Origin of the sequence: Micromonospora coxensis, from assembly GCF_900090295.1 — a bacterium.
Classification (GTDB): Bacteria; Actinomycetota; Actinomycetes; order Mycobacteriales; family Micromonosporaceae; genus Micromonospora; species Micromonospora coxensis.
This window is the reverse complement of sequence record NZ_LT607753.1, coordinates 1,198,823-1,220,148: the sequence shown is the minus strand read 5'-3', so window position 1 is coordinate 1,220,148 and position 21,326 is coordinate 1,198,823. Positions and strand designations below refer to the sequence as shown.

Annotated in this window: 22 protein-coding genes; 5 read left to right on the top strand and 17 right to left on the bottom strand. The window is 76.9% G+C overall.

Features of this window, described 5'->3' with window-relative positions; genetic code table 11:
- Window positions 1-4 precede the first annotated feature (4 nt).
- A complete protein-coding gene (locus tag GA0070614_RS05435; protein WP_088979238.1) occupies window positions 5-1,237 on the bottom strand; it encodes an acetyl-CoA hydrolase/transferase family protein in 1,233 nt (410 codons plus the stop codon).
- Between the two features lie 370 nt (window positions 1,238-1,607).
- Between GA0070614_RS05435 and GA0070614_RS05430 the strand changes: the two genes are divergently transcribed.
- Window positions 1,608-3,944, top strand: a complete 2,337-nt coding sequence (locus GA0070614_RS05430) for a heavy metal translocating P-type ATPase (RefSeq protein ID WP_231933540.1) — start codon at window positions 1,608-1,610, stop codon at window positions 3,942-3,944.
- A gap of 177 nt (window positions 3,945-4,121) precedes the next feature.
- Here the strand turns inward: GA0070614_RS05430 and GA0070614_RS05425 are convergent, their stop codons facing one another.
- A complete protein-coding gene (locus GA0070614_RS05425; RefSeq protein WP_157744941.1) occupies window positions 4,122-5,036 on the bottom strand; it encodes a F510_1955 family glycosylhydrolase in 915 nt (304 codons plus the stop codon).
- A 102-nt stretch (window positions 5,037-5,138) separates the two neighbouring features.
- Window positions 5,139-5,351 (bottom strand): SHOCT domain-containing protein, encoded by a 213-nt coding sequence (locus GA0070614_RS05420; RefSeq protein WP_088974924.1) that lies wholly within the window; start codon window positions 5,349-5,351, stop codon window positions 5,139-5,141.
- Between the two features lie 353 nt (window positions 5,352-5,704).
- Here GA0070614_RS05420 and GA0070614_RS05415 point away from each other — a divergent pair, with 353 nt between their 5' ends.
- Together GA0070614_RS05415 and GA0070614_RS05410 are read left to right on the top strand one after the other, a co-directional pair.
- Window positions 5,705-6,142, top strand: a complete 438-nt coding sequence (locus GA0070614_RS05415; protein ID WP_231933539.1) for a TlpA family protein disulfide reductase — start codon at window positions 5,705-5,707, stop codon at window positions 6,140-6,142.
- Between the two features lie 160 nt (window positions 6,143-6,302).
- Window positions 6,303-6,740, top strand: a complete 438-nt coding sequence (locus GA0070614_RS05410; RefSeq protein WP_088974922.1) for a DUF4395 domain-containing protein — start codon at window positions 6,303-6,305, stop codon at window positions 6,738-6,740.
- Between the two features lie 58 nt (window positions 6,741-6,798).
- Here GA0070614_RS05410 and GA0070614_RS05405 read toward each other — a convergent pair whose 3' ends face one another.
- The 11 genes from GA0070614_RS05405 to GA0070614_RS05355 all read right to left on the bottom strand — a co-directional run bounded on the left by GA0070614_RS05405 (window position 6,799) and on the right by GA0070614_RS05355 (window position 15,842).
- Complete coding sequence (locus GA0070614_RS05405; protein ID WP_088974921.1) at window positions 6,799-7,827, bottom strand: sensor histidine kinase; 1,029 nt, start codon at window positions 7,825-7,827, stop codon at window positions 6,799-6,801.
- Window positions 7,820-8,515: a response regulator transcription factor gene (locus GA0070614_RS05400; RefSeq protein WP_088979236.1), complete on the bottom strand. Its 696-nt coding sequence runs from the start codon at window positions 8,513-8,515 to the stop codon at window positions 7,820-7,822. Before GA0070614_RS05400 ends, GA0070614_RS05405 begins: the two co-directional genes overlap by 8 nt.
- A gap of 96 nt (window positions 8,516-8,611) precedes the next feature.
- A complete protein-coding gene (locus GA0070614_RS05395) occupies window positions 8,612-9,388 on the bottom strand; it encodes a zf-HC2 domain-containing protein (protein ID WP_088979235.1) in 777 nt (258 codons plus the stop codon).
- 30 nt (window positions 9,389-9,418) lie between these two features.
- A complete protein-coding gene (locus GA0070614_RS05390; RefSeq protein WP_088979234.1) occupies window positions 9,419-9,970 on the bottom strand; it encodes a sigma-70 family RNA polymerase sigma factor in 552 nt (183 codons plus the stop codon).
- A gap of 150 nt (window positions 9,971-10,120) precedes the next feature.
- A complete protein-coding gene (locus GA0070614_RS05385) occupies window positions 10,121-10,858 on the bottom strand; it encodes a RibD family protein (protein ID WP_088974920.1) in 738 nt (245 codons plus the stop codon).
- 1 nt (window position 10,859) lies between these two features.
- On the bottom strand, window positions 10,860-11,516 hold the full coding sequence (locus tag GA0070614_RS05380) for a GTP cyclohydrolase II (protein ID WP_088974919.1): 657 nt from the start codon (window positions 11,514-11,516) through the stop codon (window positions 10,860-10,862).
- A gap of 12 nt (window positions 11,517-11,528) precedes the next feature.
- Complete coding sequence (locus tag GA0070614_RS05375; protein ID WP_231933538.1) at window positions 11,529-12,551, bottom strand: lysylphosphatidylglycerol synthase domain-containing protein; 1,023 nt, start codon at window positions 12,549-12,551, stop codon at window positions 11,529-11,531.
- A gap of 59 nt (window positions 12,552-12,610) precedes the next feature.
- Entirely contained in the window at window positions 12,611-13,432 is an 822-nt protein-coding gene (locus GA0070614_RS05370; RefSeq protein ID WP_088974917.1) for a class I SAM-dependent methyltransferase, read from the bottom strand.
- Window positions 13,429-14,460: a glycosyltransferase family 4 protein gene (locus GA0070614_RS05365; protein WP_088974916.1), complete on the bottom strand. Its 1,032-nt coding sequence runs from the start codon at window positions 14,458-14,460 to the stop codon at window positions 13,429-13,431. The genes GA0070614_RS05370 and GA0070614_RS05365 overlap by 4 nt, the downstream gene beginning before the upstream one ends.
- A gap of 3 nt (window positions 14,461-14,463) precedes the next feature.
- On the bottom strand, window positions 14,464-14,862 hold the full coding sequence (locus GA0070614_RS05360; RefSeq protein ID WP_088979233.1) for a 6-pyruvoyl trahydropterin synthase family protein: 399 nt from the start codon (window positions 14,860-14,862) through the stop codon (window positions 14,464-14,466).
- A gap of 2 nt (window positions 14,863-14,864) precedes the next feature.
- Entirely contained in the window at window positions 14,865-15,842 is a 978-nt protein-coding gene (locus GA0070614_RS05355) for a zinc-dependent alcohol dehydrogenase (protein ID WP_088979232.1), read from the bottom strand.
- 94 nt (window positions 15,843-15,936) lie between these two features.
- Here GA0070614_RS05355 and GA0070614_RS30990 point away from each other — a divergent pair, with 94 nt between their 5' ends.
- Together GA0070614_RS30990 and GA0070614_RS05345 are read left to right on the top strand one after the other, a co-directional pair.
- Window positions 15,937-16,956 carry a CDP-alcohol phosphatidyltransferase family protein gene (locus GA0070614_RS30990; protein WP_088974915.1) on the top strand — a complete coding sequence of 340 codons (1,020 nt, stop codon included), beginning with the start codon at window positions 15,937-15,939 and terminating at the stop codon, window positions 16,954-16,956.
- Window positions 16,957-17,009: 53 nt separating this feature from the next.
- Entirely contained in the window at window positions 17,010-19,208 is a 2,199-nt protein-coding gene (locus GA0070614_RS05345; RefSeq protein WP_197701424.1) for a sulfatase, read from the top strand.
- A gap of 82 nt (window positions 19,209-19,290) precedes the next feature.
- Here GA0070614_RS05345 and GA0070614_RS05340 read toward each other — a convergent pair whose 3' ends face one another.
- The 3 genes from GA0070614_RS05340 to GA0070614_RS05330 all read right to left on the bottom strand — a co-directional run bounded on the left by GA0070614_RS05340 (window position 19,291) and on the right by GA0070614_RS05330 (window position 21,266).
- Window positions 19,291-20,409 carry an FUSC family protein gene (locus GA0070614_RS05340; RefSeq protein ID WP_088974914.1) on the bottom strand — a complete coding sequence of 373 codons (1,119 nt, stop codon included), beginning with the start codon at window positions 20,407-20,409 and terminating at the stop codon, window positions 19,291-19,293.
- Window positions 20,410-20,603: 194 nt separating this feature from the next.
- Window positions 20,604-20,888, bottom strand: a complete 285-nt coding sequence (locus GA0070614_RS05335; RefSeq protein ID WP_088974913.1) for a BON domain-containing protein — start codon at window positions 20,886-20,888, stop codon at window positions 20,604-20,606.
- 105 nt (window positions 20,889-20,993) lie between these two features.
- Window positions 20,994-21,266, bottom strand: a complete 273-nt coding sequence (locus GA0070614_RS05330; RefSeq protein ID WP_088974912.1) for a GlsB/YeaQ/YmgE family stress response membrane protein — start codon at window positions 21,264-21,266, stop codon at window positions 20,994-20,996.
- Between the last annotated feature and the right edge of the window lie 60 nt (window positions 21,267-21,326).

Sequence of the window (21,326 nt, the reverse complement as noted above, 5' to 3'; positions counted from 1 at the left end):
GCGGTCAGCGCAACGCCAGCCCCATCCGCCGGCCCGCCTCGCGCAGCCCGTCCCGCGCGTCCGGGTGGGCGGCGTGGTCGACCAGCTGCTGCGCCTGCGCGACGGCGTCCCGACCCCACAGCGCCGCGCACCCCTGCTCGGTGACGATCGCGCTGTGCTGGAACGACGTCACCGGCCCGGAGAGCAGCGGAACCACGGTGGACACGTCCGCCTTCGGGTGCCAGGACCGCAGCGCGACGATCGCCTGCCCGCCCTCGGAGTGCAGCGCGCCGACGATGAAGTCGGTCTGACCGCCGAAGCCGGAGTAGACCCGGGTGCCGATCCGGCTGGCGTTGGCCTGGGCGAACAGGTCCACCTCCAGCGCGCTGTTCACCGACACCAGGCGCGGGTTGCGGGCGATCCGGCCGGGGTCGTTGGTCTGCTCGGTGCGCAGCATCCGCACCCGGGGGTTGCCGTCGACCCAGTCGTACAGCTCGTCGGAGCCGAAGCAGAAGGAGGCGGTGACCGGGGCGTCCGGGTCCAGGGCGCCGGCCTTCTCCAGGGCCAGCACGCCGTCGCTGAACATCTCCGACCAGATCCGCAGCCCTCGCCGGTCGGTCAGCGCCAGCAGGGTCGCGTCCGGGACGCCGCCGATGCCGAGCTGGAGGGTGGCCTGCTCGGGCACCAGGGCGGCCACCCGCGCGCCGATGGCCGCGCTGACCGGATCACGCTCGGTGGCGGCGGGCACCGGCAGCGGCTCGTCGACCTCCACCACCAGGTCGACCGCGTCCAGGGGCAGCGCCGCGTCCCCGTACGTCACCGGCATCTGCCGGTTGGCCTGCGCGACCACCAGGGCGCCCCGGGCGCGCGCCGCCTCGATCGCCGCCGGCAGGATGTTGACCTCGACGCCGAGGCTGAGCGTGCCGCCGCGCGGCACCGTGGTGTGCAGCAGCACCACGTCGGGCGCGAGCCGGTCGCGCAGCAGCGCCGGCACCAGGGACAGCCGGCTCGGCAGGTACGACAGGCGGGGGTGCCCGCGCATGCCGGCGCCGACGAAGGAGGTCTCGTAGTCGACCCCCTCCCGGTCGGGGATGCCGCGCGGGGCGTTGAGCATGTACAGCCGGTACCGCTCGACGGCGGCGTCCAGCAGCCCGAGGATCCGCATCGGGGCGGCGTGGTTGCCGCCGGCCACCACCCGTGGCCGGTCGGGCAGCCGCCCGAACGCCGCCGCCAACTCCGCTTCCGACACCACGCGCATGACACTCCGCCCGTCGACCTGCTGTTCCGACCGGAGCATCGCGTCCGGGAAGTCCCACCGGACAGGGCCGGAGGTCCGTGAGCCGGCTCACCGAGCGGATCACCGCGACGCCCCGGCATGCCGAGCGGCAGAAGTTGGCCGGGCGGCAGAAGTTGGCGGGGCGGCCTCGCCGAGCGCCTCGATCGACCGCAGCCGCCCGGCCACCCCGTCCCACCGGTCGTCCTCGGGGAGGTGCCTGCCCCGTCCGGCGGTCGGCTCCGGTCGGTGCGCGGGTCGGGGAGCACCGGCCGACGCCGGTCCGAGGTACCCCCTGGGGGTACTTGCGCTTATACCCCCAGGGGGTATAACGTCGGGCCCGGAGGTGGACGGCATGACTGACGAGCACACGACTCACCGGCACGGATCCCACGACCACGGCACCCACGGTGCGGCGGTGACCACGCCCCCGCACGACGGGCACGCCCCCGGACCGCGCCCGCCCGCCGGGAACCACGGCGGACCCGACGCGACGCCCTCCGCCGCAACCGGCCACCACGACCACGGCCACGCCGCCGCGCACGGCACCGGTCATGGCCACGCCGCCGCGCACGGTGACGCCGGGCACGGCCACGCCGGAAACCACGGGCCCGGCCACGGCCATACCGCCGGGCAGGGCCACGCCGGGCACCACGGCCACGGCCACGCCGCCGGGCACGGCGGGCACGACAAGCACGCCGGGCACGACCCGGAGCAGTTCCGGCGCAAGTTCTGGCTGAGCCTGGCCCTGACCCTGCCGATCGTGGCGACCAGCCACATGGTCATGGACTGGTTCGGCTACTCCCTCGACTTCCCCGGCATGGCCTGGGTCGGCCCGGTCCTCGGCACGGTGGTCTTCGGCTACGGCGGCTGGCCCTTCCTGGCCGGCGGCGTCCGCGAGGTCCGGGACCGGGCCCCGGGGATGATGCTGCTGATCTCGATGGCGATCACGGTGGCCTACGGGGCCTCGCTGGCGACCAGCCTCGGCGCGTTCGACCTGGACTTCTGGTGGGAGCTGGCCGCCCTGGTCACCATCATGCTGCTGGGCCACTGGCAGGAGATGAAGGCGATCGGCCAGGCCCAGGGCGCACTCGCCGCGCTGGCCGCCCTGCTGCCCGACGACGCCGAACGGGTCGAGCCGGACGGCACGGTGCGCCCGGTGCCGGTGGCCGAGCTGGGCATCGGCGACGTGGTCCTGGTCCGCTCCGGCGGCCGGGTCCCCGCCGACGGCCGGATCGTGACGGGCACCGCCGAGCTGGACGAATCGATGATCACGGGTGAGTCCCGCCCGGTGTCGCGGGGCGTGGGGGACCGGGTGGTCGCCGGCACCGTCGCCACCGACTCGGCGCTGCGGGTGCGGGTCGACGCCGTCGGCGAGGACACCGCGCTGGCCGGGATCGGCCGGCTCGTCGCCCAGGCGCAGGCGTCCAGCGGCCGGGCCCAGGTGCTCGCCGACCGGTTCGCCGCGATGCTCTTCTACGTCGCGACCGTCGCCGCGCTGGTCACCTTCGTCGGCTGGTGGGCGCTCGGCGACGTCGACGAGGCGGTGGTCCGGACCGTGACGGTGCTGGTGATCGCCTGCCCGCACGCCCTCGGGCTGGCCATCCCCCTGGTGATCGCGCTCTCCACGGCGGTGTCGGCCCGGGCCGGCATCCTGGTCAAGGACCGGCTGGCCCTGGAGCGGATGCGCACCGTCGACGCCGTCCTGTTCGACAAGACCGGCACCCTGACCATGGGGGCGCACACCGTCACCGGGGTCGTCGGCACCGACGGCCTCGACGAGGACGACGCGCTGCGGATCGCCGCCGCGGTGGAGGCCGACAGCGAGCACCCGCTGGCCCGGGCCATCGTCACCGCCGCCGAGGCGCGCGGGCCGGTCCCGGCCGCCGGTGACTTCCGCTCGATGACCGGTCGCGGCGTCCGCGCCGTGGTGCGGGGCGAGGCGTACGCGGTCGGTGGCCCGGCGCTGCTGCGCGAACTCGACGTCACCGTGCCGCAGTCCCTGGTAGCGACGGCCGAGGGGTGGTCGCGCCGGGGCGCGGCGGTGCTGCACCTGCTCCGGCTGCCGGCGGACGGCCGGCCGACGGTGGTTGGCGCGTTCGCCCTGGAGGACCAGGTGCGCCCCGAGGCCCGCGAGGCGATCACCGAGCTGCGCGACCAGGGCGTCCGGAAGATCGTCATGATCACCGGTGACGCCCGGCCGGTCGCCGAGGCGGTCGCCGCCGACCTGGGCTTCCGCCCCGGCGTGGACGAGGTCTTCGCCGAGGTGCTGCCCGCCGACAAGGACCGGGCGGTGGCCGACCTGCAGGCGCGGGGGCTGACCGTGGCGATGGTCGGCGACGGCGTCAACGACGCCCCGGCCCTGGCTCGCGCCGACGTCGGGGTGGCCATCGGCGCCGGCACCGACGTGGCGATCGAGTCGGCCGGGGTGGTGCTCGCCTCCTCCGACCCGCGCGGCGTCACCGGGGTGATCCGGCTGTCCCGGGCGTCGTACCGGAAGATGATCCAGAACCTGGCCTGGGCCGCCGGCTACAACGTGGTGGCGATCCCGCTCGCCGCCGGGGCGCTCGCCTGGGCCGGCGTCGCGCTCAGCCCCGCCGTCGGGGCGGTGCTGATGTCCGCCTCCACCATCGTGGTGGCGCTCAACGCGCAACTGCTGCGCCGGGTCCGGCTCACCCCCGGTCGGCGCTGAGAGCGCGAGGTGTCGGCCCGGCCGGAACCCCGGCCGGGCCGACACCGTCGCGCCGGGTCACCGTCACCGTCACCGCCGACGCCGACGCCGACGCCGACGCCGACGCCGACGCCGACGGCGATCGGGGTCGGCGGTGTCCGGCTGGTGCGGGCTGGTCGTACGGGAGCCCGCGGACGGTCAGCCCGCCAGCGGGTGCCAGGTCCTGCCGGCGTCGTCGCTGCGCAGCACCCGCGCGTCCCGGGTGGCCAGGTAGAGCCGCCCCTCGTGGGCGGTGAACGCGGCCGGGGCGTCGGTGGCCCGCCCGCCGGTGGGCGTCCAACTCGCCGCGGCGTCGGTGGAGCGCAGGATCTGCCCGTCCGCGGCCACTCCGACCAGTTCCCGGGCCGACCAGTGCAGCAGCAGGACGGCCGGCCCGCCCGCCGGCGACCAGGTGCGACCGCCGTCGGTCGAGCGGCGGACGCCCTGTTCGCCGGTGACCAGCAGGGTGTCCGGGCGGGCGGGGTCGACCGCGAGGTCGTACGCCTCGATCCGGGCGCGTCGCTCCCAGGTGGCGCGGTCGGTGCTGGCCATCAGGGCGCCGCTGGTGGAGTCGAGGCCGTAGACGGTGGCGCCGGCCTGTCGCAGCAGGTGGAAGTCGGCCTCGCCGGCCAGGGAGAGGGTCCGCCAGGTGCGACCGGCGTCGGTGGAGCCGATGAGCCCGAGATGCGCGGGCCCGGGCGTGCCGGGCGCGGGGTGGCCGGAGGCGAGGAACTCGTCGGGGCCGGTGACCGTGAACCCCATGGTGTCCTGCCGGCCGTCGCCGACGCGGGTCGGGCCGGTCCCGGTCAGCCGGAACACGCCGTGGTGGGTGGCCGCGTAGAGCTGCCCGTCGCGCGGGTTGACGCCCAGGCCGTGCACGTGGCCGAACTCCTCGCCGTCCCCGGCGGACGCCGCGCCACTGCTCGGGGCGGCCGGGCCACTGCTCGGGGCGGCCGGGCCACTGCCCGTGGCCGCCGGGCCACCGCTCGGGTTCGCCGGGCCGGTGCAGCCGGTGAGCGCCAGGGCCGCCGCGAGCACCGCGCCGAGCCATCTCGTTCCGCACCCTCGGGTCACGCCTCGACTCCTCGCCCTGGAGAACCTGTTTGCCACTGTCCGAGACTAGCCAGCTGCCAGCTCGCGGCGGTGCCGACGGCCGAGCCCGGTCCTGCCGGCCACTCAGTCGAGGGAGTCGCGGCGGCGCTGGTACTCCTCCTCGTCGATCTCGCCACGCGCGTAGCGTTCGTCGAGGATCTGCCGGGCGGAGCGGCGGCCCCCCGGCTGCGGACCTGCCCCGACGGCCCGGACCACCAGCACGGCGAGGACCACCAGCGCGGCCACCACCAGCAGCGGCCAGACCCACATCCAGCCCGCCATTCCCGTGCCGTGCATCGTCGGTCCCCTCCCGTGCCGGCTCCCCGCCCGTCCACGCTACGGCTGTCACGGCCCAGGCTCCGGTCGTCCGGCCCCGGTCCGCCGGACGGGTGGCCGGACGCGGCACCGTCCCACCGCCCACCGCCCACCGCCCTGCCGCCGCCACCCTCGGGTCGACGAGGTGCCGCCCGCACCCGGTGCCGGATCTGCGCGCAGGCCCGCCGTGCCCTGCGGGCAGGCGTGCCGGAAGCTGGCCGCCGCGGTGAACCGGCCGGGCCCGTACCCGGGAGGTCGACGCCGGCCCGCCCCGGCGGCTCCCGCCCGGCGGGACGGTCGGGTCGGGCCGGGCACGACTGTGGCACGCTGGGACGGTGCGCGTGTCGATGACCGGCGTCGTCGTGGTGGTGGCCGTCCTGATGGCCGCCACCGTCGTCGGCGTGTGGCGTCGCCGTCGCGACGGCCGGCTCCGCGCGGCGTCCGCCGCCCCGACCGGGCACGCCGCGCTCGACGCCCTGGGCGTACGCCCCGGCGAGGTCACCCTGGTGCAGTTCTCCGCCCCGGTCTGCGCGCCCTGCCGGGCCACCCGCCGGGTGCTCGAACAGGTCACCGGCGAGGTCGCCGGCGTACGTCTGCTGGAGGTCGACGCCGAGCGGCACCTCGACGCGGTACGGGCGCTGGACGTCTGGCGTACCCCCACGGTGCTGCTGGTCGACGGCGCGGGCCGGGTGGTGCGCCGCGCCGCCGGGGTGCCCGCCCGGGACGAGTTGACCGCCGCCCTGCGGCCGCTGCTGGCGCAGGCCCGGCGATGACCGGCGTGCGGTTGACGCGCCGGCGCACGGTGGACCACGGCTGGCTCTCGGCCAGCCTCTGTCCGGGTTTCCGCTCCGCCTGACGTCTCCGCCCCCGCGCGCCCGCCGGCCCCCTCCGGTCCGGGCGGGCCGCGCCCTCGTCGCCGAACGGAATCCCCGTATGCTGCTCGACCCTCGCGCGCCCCGGTTCGCCGCGGCCGTCACCACCGTCGTCCTCGCCGCCGCGCTGATCACCGGCGCGGTGCCGGTGCTGCTCGCCCAGGCGGCCGTCTTCGCGCTCACCGCCGCCAATCCGCGGCTCGGCCCGTACGCGCTGGCCTGGCGGGTGCTCGTCGCGCCGCGGCTCGACCCGCCGACCGAACTCGAACCCGCCGCCCCGGTGCGCTTCGCGCAGCTCGTCGGGCTGGTCTTCACGCTGCTCGCGATCGCGGGCCAGCTGGCCGGCGCGCCGGTGCTCGCCCTGACGGCGACCGGCGCGGCGCTCGCCGCCGCCTTCCTCAACGTCGCCTTCGACCTCTGCCTCGGCTGCGAGGCGTACCTGGCGTTGCGCCGGATGACCGGCCGGCCGGTCACCGCCCGGGTGCCGGTCGGCCCCTGACCGGCGCGCGGCCCGGCCCGGCGCGTGGCGCCCGGGCCGGGCGGGCTGTCCGCCGCGGTCAGGCGCGGGCCAGCGGCAGCCGCACCTCGAAGCGGCACCCGCCGGAGACGTTCCGCACGTCGACCCGGCCGCCGTGCGCCTCGACCAGCCCGCGCACGATCGCCAGGCCCAGCCCGCCGGAGCCCTCGACGCCACCGTCGCCCGGCCGGGGGGTACGCGCCGGCTCACCCCGGAACGCCACGTCGAACACCCGGGACAGGTCCGCCTCCGGGATGCCGCCGCAGGTGTCGGCGACGGCCAGCCAGGCGTCGTCGCCGTCCCGGCCGGCGTCGACCCGCACCGTGCCGTCCTCCGGGGTGTAGCGGACCGCGTTGAGCAGCAGGTTGCCCACCACCCGGGCCAGCTCCGGCTCGCTGGCGGCCACCGTGGGCCAGCCGGAGTCGGCGGCGACCAGGTGGATCCGGCGGGCCGCGGCCAGCGGCGCGGTGCCGGCGAGGGCGTCGGAGACCACGTCGCCCAGCGGCACGGCGGACAGCGACAGCCGCAGCGCGCCCGCGTTGATCCGGGACAGCTCGAACAGGTCGTCCACGAGGCGGGTCATCCGGTCGGTCTCCACCCGGATCCGGCGGTGGTACTCGTCGACCGTGCGCCGGTCGGCGACCACCCGGTCCTCCAGCGCCTCGGCCATCGCGCGCAACCCGGCCAGCGGCGTGCGCAGGTCGTGCGACACCCAGGCGACCAGGTCACGGCGGCCCTTCTCGATCCGCCGCTCCCGCTCCCGGGCCTGGTCGGCCCAGACCGCCGCCGCGGCGAGCCGCCGCCCGAACAGCCAGCCGACGCCGAGGCTCACCACCGCCGCCGCCGAGACGGTGATCAGCACGACCTCCAGGTCGTGCGGGGACAGGAACATCGCCTCGGCGATCACCGCGACACCGGCCACCACCGCGCCGACCGTCATCGCCAGCAGCACGGTGATGTGCACGGTGATCGACCGGCCGCGCAGCAGCCGCAGCGCGCCCGCCCCGAGCAGCCCGACCGCGCAGGCCGCCGCGAGCGCCGCGCCGAAGATGAGCGCGAGGTCAGCCATCGACCGGCTCGTACCGGTAGCCGACGCCCCAGACCGTGACGATCCGGCGGGGATCGGCCGGGTCCGCCTCGACCTTCTCCCGCAGCCGGCGTACGTGCACGGTCACCGTGGACTGGTCGCCGAACTGCCAGCCCCACACCCGCTCCAGCAGCTCCGCCCGGCGGAACGCCCGCGCCGGGTGTCGCAGCAGGTGGGCCAGCAGGTCGAACTCCCGCAGCGTCAACGACAGCTCACGACCGTGCAGGTGGGCCACCCGGGGGCCGGTCCGCACGGTCAGGCCCCCGTCGGAGAGCACCTCCGGCGTCGCGCCGGCCGGCTCACCGCCGGCGCGCCGCAGCACCGACCGGACCCGCAGCACCAGCTCACGCGGGGAGAAGGGCTTGCTCAGGTAGTCGTCCGCGCCCAGTTGCAGGCCGAGGATCCGGTCGGCCTCGTCGCCGCGCGCGGTCAGCATCACGATGGGTACGCCGTCCGGCCGCTCCCGCAGCCGCCGGCACACCTCCAGCCCGTCCAGTCCGGGCAGCATCACGTCGAGGACCACCAGGTGCGGCGGGGCGGCCGCCACGGCGGCCAGCGCGGCGGGGCCGTCGGCGACGTGTTCCACCCGGTAGCCGGCGTGCTCCAGGTAGCGGCAGACCACGTCGCTGACCGTCCGGTCGTCGTCGACCACCAGCACCCGTTGCGTCATCGCCACCTCCCCGCGTGCCGGGTCAGCGTAGCGGCGCGCGGCCGGCCGGGCGGGACGCACGATCCTTGCGAACTCCTTACGGCCGTCGCGGCGGTATTAGGCGGCGGACCGCTCGGCGTTCGCCTGCGGGTCGGCGACCGGTGCGACGGCGACGGCGGCCCGCACACCGTGCGGCGGGGCGGGTCGGGGACCGGCCGGCGGCTCGGCCTCGTCGAGGCGCAGCCGCCACCGCGACCGCCCGGCGCGTCCGCCGGCCGGTGGCGGCCGGTCCGCGCGCAGCCCCGGGTGGGACAGCAACGCCGTCACCAGCCAGCCGCCGAGCAGCAGGGCGTGGCTGACCAGCCGGGACAGGTCCACCCGTGCGGTGAGCACGTCGTTGACCGACAGCAGCACCAGGGTGGCGACGAACGCGCTGAGCGTCGGCAGCAGACCCGCCGGCGGGGTCCGGCGCAGCGCCACGAGGACGAAACCCGCCCCGACGGCGACGTTCCAGGCGGCGGCCTCGTGCCACAGGTGCTGCCCGGCCGGGTGCAGGTGGTCGCCGAGCGCGCCCCGGCCGGCCTGGGTCAGCCCGAGGACCAGTTGCCCGGCGCCGAGCACGCCGAGGGTCACCCGCAGCGCGGTCACCAGCCGGACCCGGCACCCGGCCAGCCGGTGCGGCGGCGGCGCGGCGGCGAGGATGGCGTCGGTCAGGTCGGGCAGCGGGGTCGCCGTCCGGGTACGTACCCGCCGGTTGACCGCCGCCGCCCCGTCCAGCCAGTCGCGGCAGTCCGCGCAGCCGTCGAGGTGCCGCTGCGCGGCGGCGGCCTCCGCGGCGCTCTCCTCCCCGTCCAGCCGGGCCGACAGGATCTCCCGCCAGCTCGCGCACCGCACGTACCGGAGGTCGTTCATCGGGTCCCGCCGTCAGCCGACGCGTCCCGCGCGCCGGCCGGTACGCCCCTCGACGGCCGCGACCAGGTCCTCCCGGGCGCGGGCGACCCGGGACCGGATCGTGCCCACCGGGCAGCCGCACACCTCCGCCGCCTCGGCATAGGACAGGCCGAGGACCTGGGTGGCGACGAACGCCTCCCGCCGCTCCGCCGGCAGCTCCCACAGCAGCTGGTCGAGGACGACCCCGTTCTCGAACCGTCCCTCCGCCGGCGGCTCCCGGCCGTCGAGGGCGGTCACCTCCGGTCGGGCGCGGGCCGCGCGCAGGTGGTCGGCGGCCACCCGCCGGGCGATGCTGAACAGCCAGGTCCGGGCGGAGGAGCGGCCGGCGAAGCGGGGCAGCGAGCGCATCGCCCGCAGGTAGGTCTCCTGCACCAGGTCGTCGGTCTCCGCCGAGGCGAGCAGGTGGCGCAGGAAGCGCCAGGTCTGCGCCTGCGTCGCCCGGACGAACGCCGCCAGGGCCTGGCGGTCACCCCGACCGGCGGCCAGCGCCCAGGCGGTCACCTGGCCGTCGTCCTCCTCCGCGATCACCCTGACCTCCGTCCACCGGCAGCCCGTCGTCCGACGGCTCGACCGTACGACGGACAGTAGTAGATCGTCGGTCGGCCGCGCCCGATGGTACGGACGCACACGTCCGGTGGTTCAACGGCGACGAACCGTCACTCGCGGTGACCTGCGTCACCCGCCGTCGCAGCGCTCCGAGAGGGCGTACCGCACCAGCACCACGTCGCCGATCTGGCGGACCTCGGCCACCCGGGCCCGCCGCCCCGGGTGCCACGGGAACCGGCCGTCGCCGACGAAACGTGGCGCCCGGCGGTCGCCGACGAAGAACGGCGCGACGACCAGGTGCAACTCGTCGGCGAGCCCGGCGCCGAGGAACTGGGCGTGCACCTGGCCGCCGCCCTCCACCATCAGCCGCCGCACCCCCCGGGCGGCCAGGTCGGCCAGCACGACGTCGTGCGCCAGCGGATCCCCCGCGTCGATCACGGTGGCCAGGCCGTCCAGCAGTTCGGTGGTCTTGTCCACCGCCGGCGACGCGCAGTAGACGAGCTTCTCGGCGTCGCCGACGGTGAAGAACCGGGCCCGGGGATCGAGGTCGCCCCGGGCGGTCAGGGTGACCTTGATCGGCGACGGCGCCAGCCCCCGCGCCACCCGCGCCCGGCGCAGCCCCTCGGAGCGGATCACCAGGCGCGGGTCGTCGCAGCGTACGGTGCCCGCGCCGACCAGGATGGCGTCGCAGCCGGCCCGGACCGCGTCGATGCGCGCCAGGTCCTCGTCGTTCGACAGCAGCAACCGCTGCTCGGTGGCGTCGTCGATGTAGCCGTCGATCGAGGTGGCGCAGCTGAGCAGCACGTACGGCCGCCCGGTCGGCGCCGGGACCGTGGTGACCGCCGTCGCGGTCGGTGCGGTGTCCATGTCAGTTCAACGACGGCGCGTCGGCGGTCCGGGCGGCGGCCCGGTTCGCCTTCGCCGCCAGGTAGTCGGCGTTGGCGGGGGAGAGGAAGACCCCCGTCGGCACCACCTCGGTCACCGTCACCCCGAGCCGGTCCAACTGCTCGGCCTTCTCCGGGTTGTTGCTGAGCAGGGCGAGCTGCTCCACCCCCAGCACCGCCAGCATCTGCGCCGCCGCCCGGTAGTCCCGCTCGTCCTCGCCGTGCCCGAGCGCCACGTTCGCCTCGTACGTGTCCAGGCCGGCGTCCTGCAGGGCGTACGCGTCCAGCTTCGGGTAGAGGCCGATGCCCCGGCCCTCCTGCCGCAGGTAGAGCAGGAACCCGCCGGCGTCGGCGATGCGTTCCACCGCCTCGCGCAGTTGCGGGCCGCAGTCGCAGCGCTGACTGCCGAAGACGTCCCCGGTGAGGCATTCGCTGTGCGGGCGGACCAGGGGAGCGACCCCGCCCGCCGCGTGGCGACGCAGCGCGCCCGCCCAGTCGCCCAGCCCGAACGCCAGGTGCTCCCGCCCGTCCACCAACCCGTCGAACGAGAAGACCCGGGCCGTCGTGGCGTACCCGTCGGGGAAGCGGAGGGGGACCGTGACCTGCGTGCGGACCGTCGCGACCGGCAGTGCTTCGAACATGTGTCTCCTCCGTCAGACGCCGCCGGCCAGCCCGGCAGCGGATACCGCGGCAGAACCACCCTGGTTCACCGTACGAGCCGTGGACCGTTCCCGCCGCCTGGACGGCCGACGCCGCAGCAGCAGCACGGCGGCGCCGGGGAGGGCGGCGAGGAGCACCAACGCCCCGTACACCAGCGCGGTGGACACCCCCTGGGCCGCGCCGAGGCCGGCGGCCCCGAACGCCCAGGCGGCCGTGCCCTCGCGCGGGCCGAACCCGGCCATGTTGGCCGGCAGCGCCATCGCCAGCAGCGCGAGCAGGGTCAACGGCACCAGGTGGGCCACCGGTGCGGCCGACCCGGCCACCCGGGCCGCGAGCACGAACGTGGCCAGGTGGCACAGCACCACCACGACCGAGGCGAGCAGCACCCCCGGCGCCCGCCGTCCCAGCAGGCCGGCGCGGACGTCGGACGCGGCGGCGCGCAGCGCGCGGGCCCGACGCGACGGCCCGGAGCGGGGCAGCGCCCGGGCCAGCAGCACCAGCCCCACGGCGGCGACCACGGCCAGCCCGACGGCGGTCGGCAGGTACGGCCGCACCGGGGAGGGCAGCGCCAGCAGGATCACCGCCGCGACGGCCACCTGCACCACCTGCCCCGCGCCGCGCTCCCAGACCACGGCCCGCACCGCCCGGCCGACGTCCCCGGCGTCCCGCCCGTGCCGCACCGCCCGGTGCACGTCGCCGAGCACCCCGCCAGGCAGCGTGGCGTTGAGGAAGACCGACCGGTAGCAGTCGGCGACGGCCGTGCCGAGCGGCAACCGCACACCGAGCCCCTCGGCGACCAGCCGCCACCGCCAGGCGCAGCAGACGGTGGCCACCGCGCCGAGCAGCAGTGCCGCCACCACCGTCGCGGCGTCGATGCGGCGCAGCGCCGCCAGCACCGGCCCGGTGCCCAACCCCCACAGCAGCGCCACCACCAGCGCCACGCCGCCCAGGTTGCTCACCCACGCCCAGACCGTCCGGGCGGGCGCGGGGGATGTGTCGCCGGCAGCCTGTGGCACGCGGAGCCTCCTAGCGCGAAGATCGTCACCTCCTTGCACGTACCAGCCGGCCGACCGGTTCATTCCGCCCCGGCGAGCAGGTCGTCGTGCCCGACGGTCACCGTCAGCTCACCCGCGGCGGCCGCGGCCAGCCGGCGGCGGGCGTACTCCGCGGTCCGGTCGGCCAGCTCGGGGCGCTGCTCGACGGCGGCCTCCAGCCAGCCGGTGAACCACGCGGCGGTCAGCGCGGTCTGCGCCGGGCCGAGCCGCCACGGGGTCGCGCGGACCTCGGTGGGCACGCCGTGGCGGGCGAACGCGGCGACGGTCGCCGCGGCGGCGTCCGGCCCGAGCAGCGTCCGGCCCTCGACGGTACGACGCTGGTGGTCGTCGAACGCGGCGGCGACCTCGGCGTCCAGCGGGTCGGCCGGGTCGAACGTCACCCGCCCGACGACCGACAGCACGAACAGCGCCGGGCAGCCGGCCCCGGCGCAGGCCGCGACGATCCGCTCGATCTCCGCGCCGGTCAGCATGTCCAGCAGCGCGGACGCGGTGACCAGGCCGGCCCCGGACAAATCGGCGGCGGTGAGCCGGGTGATGTCGGCCTGCCGGGTCTCGACCGTCACCGGGCTGCCGTCGGCGGCCACCGGGGGCTGGGCGCGGGCCCGGTCGAGCAGGCCGGGATCGCGGTCGTACAGGATCCACCGCTGCGGGCCGGGCAGCCGCGGGGCCAGCCAGCGGGCCATCGAGCCGGTGCCGCTGCCGAGGTCGTGCACCACCAGCGGCCGGTCCGGGCCCAGCCGGGCGCGGACCCGCTCGACGAGGTCCTCGGCGCGGGCGGCGGCGTCGGCGGGCTCGCGCAGGGCGAGCCAGTCGGCGAAGGGGTCGGTGGCGGGTAGGGTCATCTCGTCACTCCGTCCAGGACGCGGGCGATCAGGGTCGAGGTGGCCGGCCAGCCGGCCAGCGTGTCCCGCCGGGCCAGGGCGGCCCGGCGCAGCCGGTCGCGCAGCGGCGACCCGCCGAGCCAGCGGCGCAGCGCGCCGGCCAGTGCGGCCGGGTCGTCGGGCGGCACCAGCAGGCCGGGCAGGTCGCCGTCCGGGGCCCGGCCCAGCGCCTCCGGCACCCCGCCCACCGCCGTGGCGAGCACCGGCAGGCCCCGGGCCAGGGCCTCGGTGACCACCATCCCGTACGTCTCGGCGCGCGAGGCCAGCACCAGCAGGTCGGCGTCGGCGTACGCGGCGTCCAGCGCGCCACCGGTGCGCGGGCCGGTGAACCGCACCCGCCCGGTCAGCCCTAGGTCGACGGCGAGCCGGCGCAGCCCCGCCGCGAACCCGGGATCCCGGGTGAGCGCGCCGACGCAGTCCAGCGTCCACGGCGCGGGCACCTCGGCGAGGGCGCGCAGCAGCACGTCGTGTCCCTTGTGCGGCACGACCGCCGCGACGCAGAGCAGGCGGGTACCGGCCGCCGTGCCCCGGACCGGCGCGGCCGGCGTCACGCCCGGGACCGCCACGTGCACCCGGGCCGGGTCGAGCCGGTAACGGTCGACCAGCCGCCGCCGGGTCCAGTCGCTGGTGGTGACCACGGCGGCGGCGCAGGCCAGCGCGGCGGCCTCGGTGTCGCCCTCCATCGGCATGTGCACCAGCACCACCAGCCGCAGCCGCCCGGCGTGCCCGGCCAGGACCTCCGGCGTCACCGAGGCGACCAGCCCGTCCAGCAGCACCGGCGTGCCGTCGGGCAGGCCCGCGAGCAGCCCGGCCAGCCCGGCACGCGCCGGGCCGTCCGGGCGCGGCCAGTCCCCGGGTACGCCGTGCTCGCGCACCGTCCAGCCGAGCCGGGCCAGCCCGTCGCAGACCCGCCGGTCGTAGCCGTTGCCGCCGCTCGGGGTCGCCGGGTCGTCGATGTCGCCGGGCAGGACGACGTGCACCACGGGCACGGGCTACAGCGACCGCTCGTAGGCGGCCCAGGCCACGTGCGACTCGTGCAGCGTGACGGTGATCCCGGCCAGCTGCCGCGCGCCCTCGCCGAGCGAGCCGGCGTGCACCCGCTCGGCCAGCCGGTCGGCGATCGTGCGGCAGAGCACCTCGGTGGTGGTGTTGACCCCGGCGAAGGCCGGCTCGTCGTCCAGGTTGCGGTAGTTCAGCTCGGCCAGCACGGCCTTCAGCTCGGTGGTGGCCAGGCCGATGTCGACCACGATGCCGTCGGCGTCCAGGTCGGCCCGGCGGAACGTCGCGTCCACCACGAAGGTGGCCCCGTGCAGCTTCTGCGCCGGCCCGAAGACCTCCCCCCGGAAGCTGTGGGCGATCATGATGTGGTCCCGTACGGTCACGCTGAACACGGTCACTCCCCGTCGTAGGTGATGAGGTGGCACAGCGCGGGGAGCGTCCCCGCGGCCAGTCGGTCGAGCACGTCGGGCAGGTCGGCGAAGGGCGACCGGCCGGTGAGCAGGGCGTCGAACGCCGGGTCGGCGAGCAGGTCCAGGGCCAGCGCGAGGCGCTCGGCGTAGCTGCGCCGGGCCCGGTTCGGCGAGACGGTGCCGACCTGGCTGCTGCGGATCGTCAGCCGTCCGGAGTGGAACGCCCCGCCCAGCGACACCTGCACCGGCCGGTCGCCGTACCAGCTCAGCTCGACCACCGTCCCCTCCGGGGCGAGCAGGTCCAGCGCCCGTTGCAGGCCGGCGCCGGTGGCGCTGGCGTGCACCACCAGGTCCCGCCCGCCGGTGGCGTCCTGCGGCGCGGCGAACCCGACGCCGAGCGCGTCGGCCACGGCGGCGCGCGCCGGGTCGGTGTCGACCAGTTCCACCCGGACGCCGGGGAAGCGGGCGAGCAGCGCGGCGACCGCGCAGCCGACCATGCCGCCGCCGATCACGCTCACCCGGTCGCCGACCATGGGCGTGGCGTCCCAGAGCGCGTTCACCGCGGTCTCCACCGTGCCGGCCAGCACCGCCCGCGCGGGCGGCACCCCCTCGGGCACCGGGGTCACCGCCGAGGCGGGCACCACGTACGCGGTCTGGTGCGGGTGCAGGCAGAAGACGATACGCCCGCGCAGCCGCGCCGGCCCGGCCTCGACCACGCCGACGCTGAGGTAGCCGTACTTCACCGGGGCGGGGAAGTCGCCCTCCTGGAACGGGGCGCGCATCGCGGCGTACTGGCCGCGCGGCACCCCGCCGGTGAACACCAGCGTCTCGGTGCCCCGGCTGACGCCGGAGAAGAGACTGCGTACCAGCACGTCGTCCGGGCCGGGCGCGGGTAGCGTCACCGGTCGGATCTCACCCCGGCCGGGGGAGCGGAGCCAGAAGGCGCGGGCGTCTCGGATCACGCGGTCGTCTCCCATCTGGCGGCGGAACCGAACCGATCGGCCGTGCGCTCCGTACTGCTCTGTCGAGGTCGTCGATCATAAACACGGAGGCAGCGTGTCCAGGGTTCGAACCGGTCCGGTGCTCGGACTGATCGCGCAGCTCGTCCTGCTGGCCGTGCTGGCCGCGACCGTCGGGCTCGGCGTCGCCGGGTGGCTGGCCGGCGCCGGGTACGGGCTCGTCCTGTGCGCCGTGCTGGCGCGCGGCGTACGCCGGCACGGCGGCGACCGGCTGGGACCGGCCGACCGGGTGACGTCGGCCCGGGCGGTGCTGGCCGGCGGGGTGACCGCGCTGGTGGTGGACGCGCTGGTGGCGGACGCGCCGGACGCCTCGGCCCCGCTGGCGGTGCTGGTGCCGCTGACCGCGGTGGCGCTCGCCCTGGACGCGGTGGACGGCTGGGTGGCCCGGCGCACCGGCACCGCCAGCGCGCTCGGGGCGCGGTTCGACATGGAGGTCGACGCGTTCCTCATCCTGGTGCTGAGCCTGCACGTCGCCCCGGTGGTCGGGCCCTGGGTGCTCGCCATCGGCGGCATGCGGTACGCCTTCGTCGCCGCGAGCTGGGTGCTGCCCTGGATGCGCGGCACCCTGCCGCCGCGCTACTGGCGCAAGGTGGTCGCCGCCGCGCAGGGCGTCTTCCTGCTGACCGCCGTCGCGGACGTGCTGCCCCGACCGGCGACCGCCGTGCTGGTCGCGGTCTCGCTGGCGCTGCTGGTGGAGTCGTTCGGCCACGACGTCGGCTGGCTGTGGTGGCACCGCCCGTCCCGCGCCGCCACGCTTCCGGCCGGGCAGCCCACCGCGGCCGGCCAGCCCGCCGCCGCCGGCCAGTCCGTCGCGGCTCCGGAGTCCGTCCCCGCGCCGCAGCCCGTCCCGGCTGTGCCGTCCGGCTCCGCGCCGCAGCCCGTCCCGGCTGTGCCGTCCGGCTCCGCGCCGCAGCCCGTCCCGGCTGTGCCGTCCGGCTCCGCGCCGCAGCCCGTCCCGGCTGTGCCGTCCGGCTCCGCGCCGCAGGTCGTCGCCGGGCGGCCCCGGCGGGAGGTCGTCGCGCCCGAGCGTCCGTTGGTCGCGCACCAGCCGGTCTGAGCCGTACCGCCCGCCGGCCACCGCCGGGACCTGCCCAGGAAAGGGACTCCACCGTGTCAGTGCCGTCGCGTTCCCAGCCCCGACCGGCGGCGGACGACCCGTCCGGCGTCGAGGCCGACGCCGCTCGCCCCGAGCCGTCGCCGGACACCGGGCCCGAGCGGGCCGCGTCGGCGGCGGACACCGCCCGCGTCCCCGCCGACCCGGACACCGCCGCACCCGACGCCACCCTGCCGCCGGTCGGCGACGCCACCCTGCCGCCGGTCGGCGACGCCACCCTGCCGCCGGTCGGCGACGCCACCCTGCCGCCGGCCGGTCACGGCGACGGCGGCGCGGCCGGTCATGGCGACGGCGACCCGGCTCCGGACCGGCAGGGCGATGTGGACTCCGGGCCGGACCGGCATGAGGACGGCTCGGCGACTCGACCGGATGAGGGCGACGCCGCAGCGACCCCACCGGACGGCGATGACCCGACGATCTCCCCGGGCGCGGACGGCTCCGCCCCGCCGGCCGCTGCCGACGGTGACCCGGCCGGCGTGCGGCAGGACGACGACGCCGGCGTGGGATCCGCCGGCCCGCGCGGTCGGCTGCGGACCGTGGCCGGCGCGGTGACCAGCGTCCTGGCCGTGCTGCTGGTCTTCGCGGTGCTGGCCGCGCCGAACCGGCTCGACCAGCTCACCCCCGCCGCGTTCCTGCGGGTGCCGGTGGAGGCGCTGGCGGCCGGCGTGCTGCTGCTGGTGCTGCGCGGGTGGGCGCGGCGGGCGGCAGCCCTGGTGCTGGGGGTCACCCTCGGGCTGCTCGCCATCGTCAAGCTGCTCGACATGGGCATGTCCGCGAGCCTGGCCCGCCCCTTCGACCTGGTGCTCGACTGGGTGCTGCTCGACGACGCGTACGGCTTCGTCACCGACTCGGTCGGCTCCGGTGGCGCGGTCGGCGCGGCCGTCGGGCTGGGCGCCCTGGTCGTCGCGCTGCTGGTGCTGACCACCCGGTCGGTGCTGCGGCTGGCCCGGCTGGTGGCCCGGCACGACCGGGCGACGGTCCGGGTGCTCGCGGCCCTCGTTGCGGTCTGGGTGGCCGGGGCGACGATCGGGGTGCCGGTCGCCGACTCCCGCTCGTCGGTGCTGGTGGGCCAGCACGTCGGCCAGGTCGGCGCCGGGCTGCGGGACCGGGAGGCGTTCACCGCCGAACTCGCCGCCGACGCCTTCCGGGACGTCCCGGCCGACCGGCTGCTGACCGGCCTGCGCGGCAAGGACGTCGTGCTGGCGTTCGTGGAGAGCTACGGCCGCGACGCGGTCGAGGACCCGCAGTACGCGCCCCGCATCGGCGCGCTCCTCGACGGCGGCACCCGGCGGCTGGCCGGGGCCGGGTACGCGGCCCGCAGCGGCTTCCTCACCTCCCCGACGACGGGCGGCGGCAGCTGGCTGGCCCACGACACGCTGCTGTCCGGGCTCTGGGTCGACAACCAGCAGCGCCACCTCACCCTGCTGGCCAGTGACCGGCTCACCCTCAACGGCGCGTTCCGGCGGGCCGGCTGGGACACCGTGGGGGTGATGCCGGCGGCGACCGCGCCCTGGCCGGAGGGGGCGTTCTTCGACTACGAGCGCTACCACGACGCGGCCGGTCTCGGCTACCGCGGCCCGAAGTTCAGCTACGCCCCGATGCCCGACCAGTACACCCTGGCGGAGTTCCAGCGCCGCGAGCGCGCCACGAAGGATCGCGCCCCGATCATGGCGGAGATCCCACTGATCTCCAGCCACTCGCCCTGGGCGGCGATCCCCCGGCTGCTCGACTGGGACCACGTCGGCGACGGCTCGATCTACCGGCGGCCCACCTCGGTGGCGGCCAACCCGTCCGACGTGGTGGGGCGCAGCGTCCCGCAGGTGCGCGCCGGCTACCGGCAGGCCGTCGAGTACTCGCTGAACAGCCTGATCTCCTACGTGGAGACCTACGGCGACGACAACCTGGTGCTGGTCTTCCTCGGCGACCACCAGCCCGCTCCGGTGATCACCGGCGAGGACGCCGGGCGGGACGTGCCGGTCACCATCGTGGCCCGGGACCCGGCCGTGCTGGCCCGGGTGGACGGCTGGGGCTGGCACGCGGGGCTGCGGCCCGGCCCGGACGCGCCGGTGTGGCGGATGGACGCTTTCCGGGACCGCTTCCTCACCGCCTTCGGACCCCAGCCGCCGACGCACGCCGCGCCGGCACCCCGCTGGCCTGCCCCACCGCCGATGCCCGCCGCGCCGGCGCCCCGCTGACCTGCCGCGCCGCCGGCCGTTGCGGCGGGTCGCGCGGCCGGGCGGGGGCGGGTCGGGGCGTGCCCGGCCGGGCCGGGGCCGGTCAGCCGCAGGGCAGGCCCAGGGCCTGGTCGACCCGGCCCAGCACCGCCGCGTCGTCCACGCCGACGCCGCGCAGCAGGTCGATGGCGGTGGCCCGGATCTGGCCCACGATCATCACCACCGGCAGCGGCGGGTCGGTGCGCAGCAGCCCGGCGGCGATCCGGACCGCCTCCATGGCGTGCTCGTCGGCCCGCCGGGCGTGCCGGTCGGCGTCGGAGCGTCCGCCCAGGTCGGTGGAGAGGGCGTCGGCGGCGGCGCGGACCGCCTGCCCGAGCGCCCGCAGCGCGGCCCCCAGCTCCGGCGGGGTCGCGGTGTGCAGCCGGGTCAGGGTCACCCCGTTGCGGGCCAGCACCCGGATGTTGCGTACGGCGTAGTCGAGTTGGCGGCAGGTCGCCTCGACCTCCTCCACCTGGCCGAGGTGGCGGCGCTTGCGCACCCGCAGCCGCAGCGACTCGGTGCAGGCCTGCACGGCGGTGCGGAACCGGTCCACGCACCCGTCCACCTCGCGGGCCCGCTCCAGCGCCGCCCGCGCGGCCTCCTCGTCGCAGCGGCACAGCGCGTCGTCCAGCCGGGTGAGCAGTTCGGCCAGGTCGCCGTAGGTGCGGCGGGCCTCGGCGATCAGCGGGGCGAGCGGGTCGCGGCCCACCATGAGCTGGCTCGCGGCCAGCGCCACCGCGCCGCCGATCAGCGCGTCGACGAAGCGGAACGGCACCATCGTGCCCTGCGGCGCGGCCACCACCACCAGGTAGAGCGCGGAGATCGCGGCCTGCACGGTCAGCGTGCTGCTCGCCCCGGCGCCGACCATCAGGGCGATGGTCAGCAGCAGGACGAGGAAGAGCGTGCCGGTGCCGGTGGGCAGCGCCTGCACCGCCAGGTCGGCGGCGAGCACCCCGGCGGCCACCCCGAGCACCATCTCGACGCTCTGGCGTACCCGCTTGCCGCGCGCCTCGCCGAGCACGATGAGCGCGGCGCTCGGCGCGAAGAACGGATCGGGGTGACCGATCAGCCGGGCCGCCACCACCCAGGCGATCGTCGCGGCGACCGCCGCCTCCAGCGCCGGCACCCAGCCCTGCCGTAACCGGCCGGCCGCCGTCCCCGCCCACCGTCGCCCGCGTGCCATCGTCGACTCTCCTCCGGTTGTGCACCGGATCGTGCCGCCCGGTCCCGGGCTCGTGACTACCCGGATCGCGCGGTGGCGCAAACGATCACGGACGCTTCGCGCCGTGGAGTTCCCGGGTCCGCCGTGGCGGCATCCGATCGACAGGTGTCGGCCGTCGGTACGGCGGCGCGTCGGGCGTGAGCCGGAGCCGGCGGTCAGCGGACGCGCACCCGGATGCTGTTGCAGACGTCGGCCACGCCGGGGACCAGCCAGGCCAGCTCACCGGCGAGTTGCCGGGTGGACGGGTCGCGCACGCTGCCGGTGAGGATGGCCACCCGGTTCTGCACGGTGACCGAGACGCGCCGGGCCCGAGGCCCAGCGCCGCCGACGATCCGGTACGTGACCTCGGTGGCCAGCCACGCGTCGTCCCCGCCCGACACGGGCGGCTGCGGTTCGGCTCGGAACCAGCTGTCGTCGGGCAGCGGCCAGGGCATCACCATGTGCGTACTCCTCCTTCGGGGCCGGGTGCCGAGCGGTCCGGCCACCTCCCGGCGCGGTCGACGGACGAGCGGCTGCCGGTGCGCGACCAGGACGGGCCGGCCGGGTCAACGCTCTGATCGGGATCCCCCGGCGGTGCCCGCGACGAGCGCGACGCCGAGACCGGCGAGACCGACCTGGACGACCAGGGGGAGCAGGCGGGGACCGTCGGTGTCGATGCCGGCCAGCCGGGCGACGATGAGGCCGAACAGCGCGGCCACCAGCCCGGCCGCCGCCGTCAACCAGACCGGTATCCGCCGCCGGCCGGGGATGACGAGCCGGCCGAGTCCGCCGACGACGAGGCCGACGACGACGGCGCCGACGATGCTGGTGACGGTCATCGGATCCGCTCCCGACCGGTGCTGCTGATCCGCACCGGTGACGCACTGCTCCCGGACGGT

Excerpts from the sequence above, each read along its gene's own strand:
- GA0070614_RS05435 (WP_088979238.1), bottom strand. The coding sequence starts at position 1,237 with ATGCGCGTGGTGTCGGAAGCGGAGTTGGCGGCGGCGTTCGGGCGGCTG.
- GA0070614_RS05430 (WP_231933540.1), top strand. The coding sequence starts at position 1,608 with ATGACTGACGAGCACACGACTCACCGGCACGGATCCCACGACCACGGC.
- GA0070614_RS05420 (WP_088974924.1), bottom strand. The coding sequence starts at position 5,351 with ATGCACGGCACGGGAATGGCGGGCTGGATGTGGGTCTGGCCGCTGCTG.
- GA0070614_RS05410 (WP_088974922.1), top strand. The coding sequence starts at position 6,303 with ATGCTGCTCGACCCTCGCGCGCCCCGGTTCGCCGCGGCCGTCACCACC.
- GA0070614_RS05405 (WP_088974921.1), bottom strand. The coding sequence starts at position 7,827 with ATGGCTGACCTCGCGCTCATCTTCGGCGCGGCGCTCGCGGCGGCCTGC.
- GA0070614_RS05400 (WP_088979236.1), bottom strand. The coding sequence starts at position 8,515 with ATGACGCAACGGGTGCTGGTGGTCGACGACGACCGGACGGTCAGCGAC.
- GA0070614_RS05385 (WP_088974920.1), bottom strand. The coding sequence starts at position 10,858 with ATGGACACCGCACCGACCGCGACGGCGGTCACCACGGTCCCGGCGCCG.
- GA0070614_RS05380 (WP_088974919.1), bottom strand. The coding sequence starts at position 11,516 with ATGTTCGAAGCACTGCCGGTCGCGACGGTCCGCACGCAGGTCACGGTC.
- GA0070614_RS05370 (WP_088974917.1), bottom strand. The coding sequence starts at position 13,432 with ATGACCCTACCCGCCACCGACCCCTTCGCCGACTGGCTCGCCCTGCGC.
- GA0070614_RS05340 (WP_088974914.1), bottom strand. The coding sequence starts at position 20,409 with ATGGCACGCGGGCGACGGTGGGCGGGGACGGCGGCCGGCCGGTTACGG.
- GA0070614_RS05335 (WP_088974913.1), bottom strand. The coding sequence starts at position 20,888 with ATGGTGATGCCCTGGCCGCTGCCCGACGACAGCTGGTTCCGAGCCGAA.
- GA0070614_RS05330 (WP_088974912.1), bottom strand. The coding sequence starts at position 21,266 with ATGACCGTCACCAGCATCGTCGGCGCCGTCGTCGTCGGCCTCGTCGTC.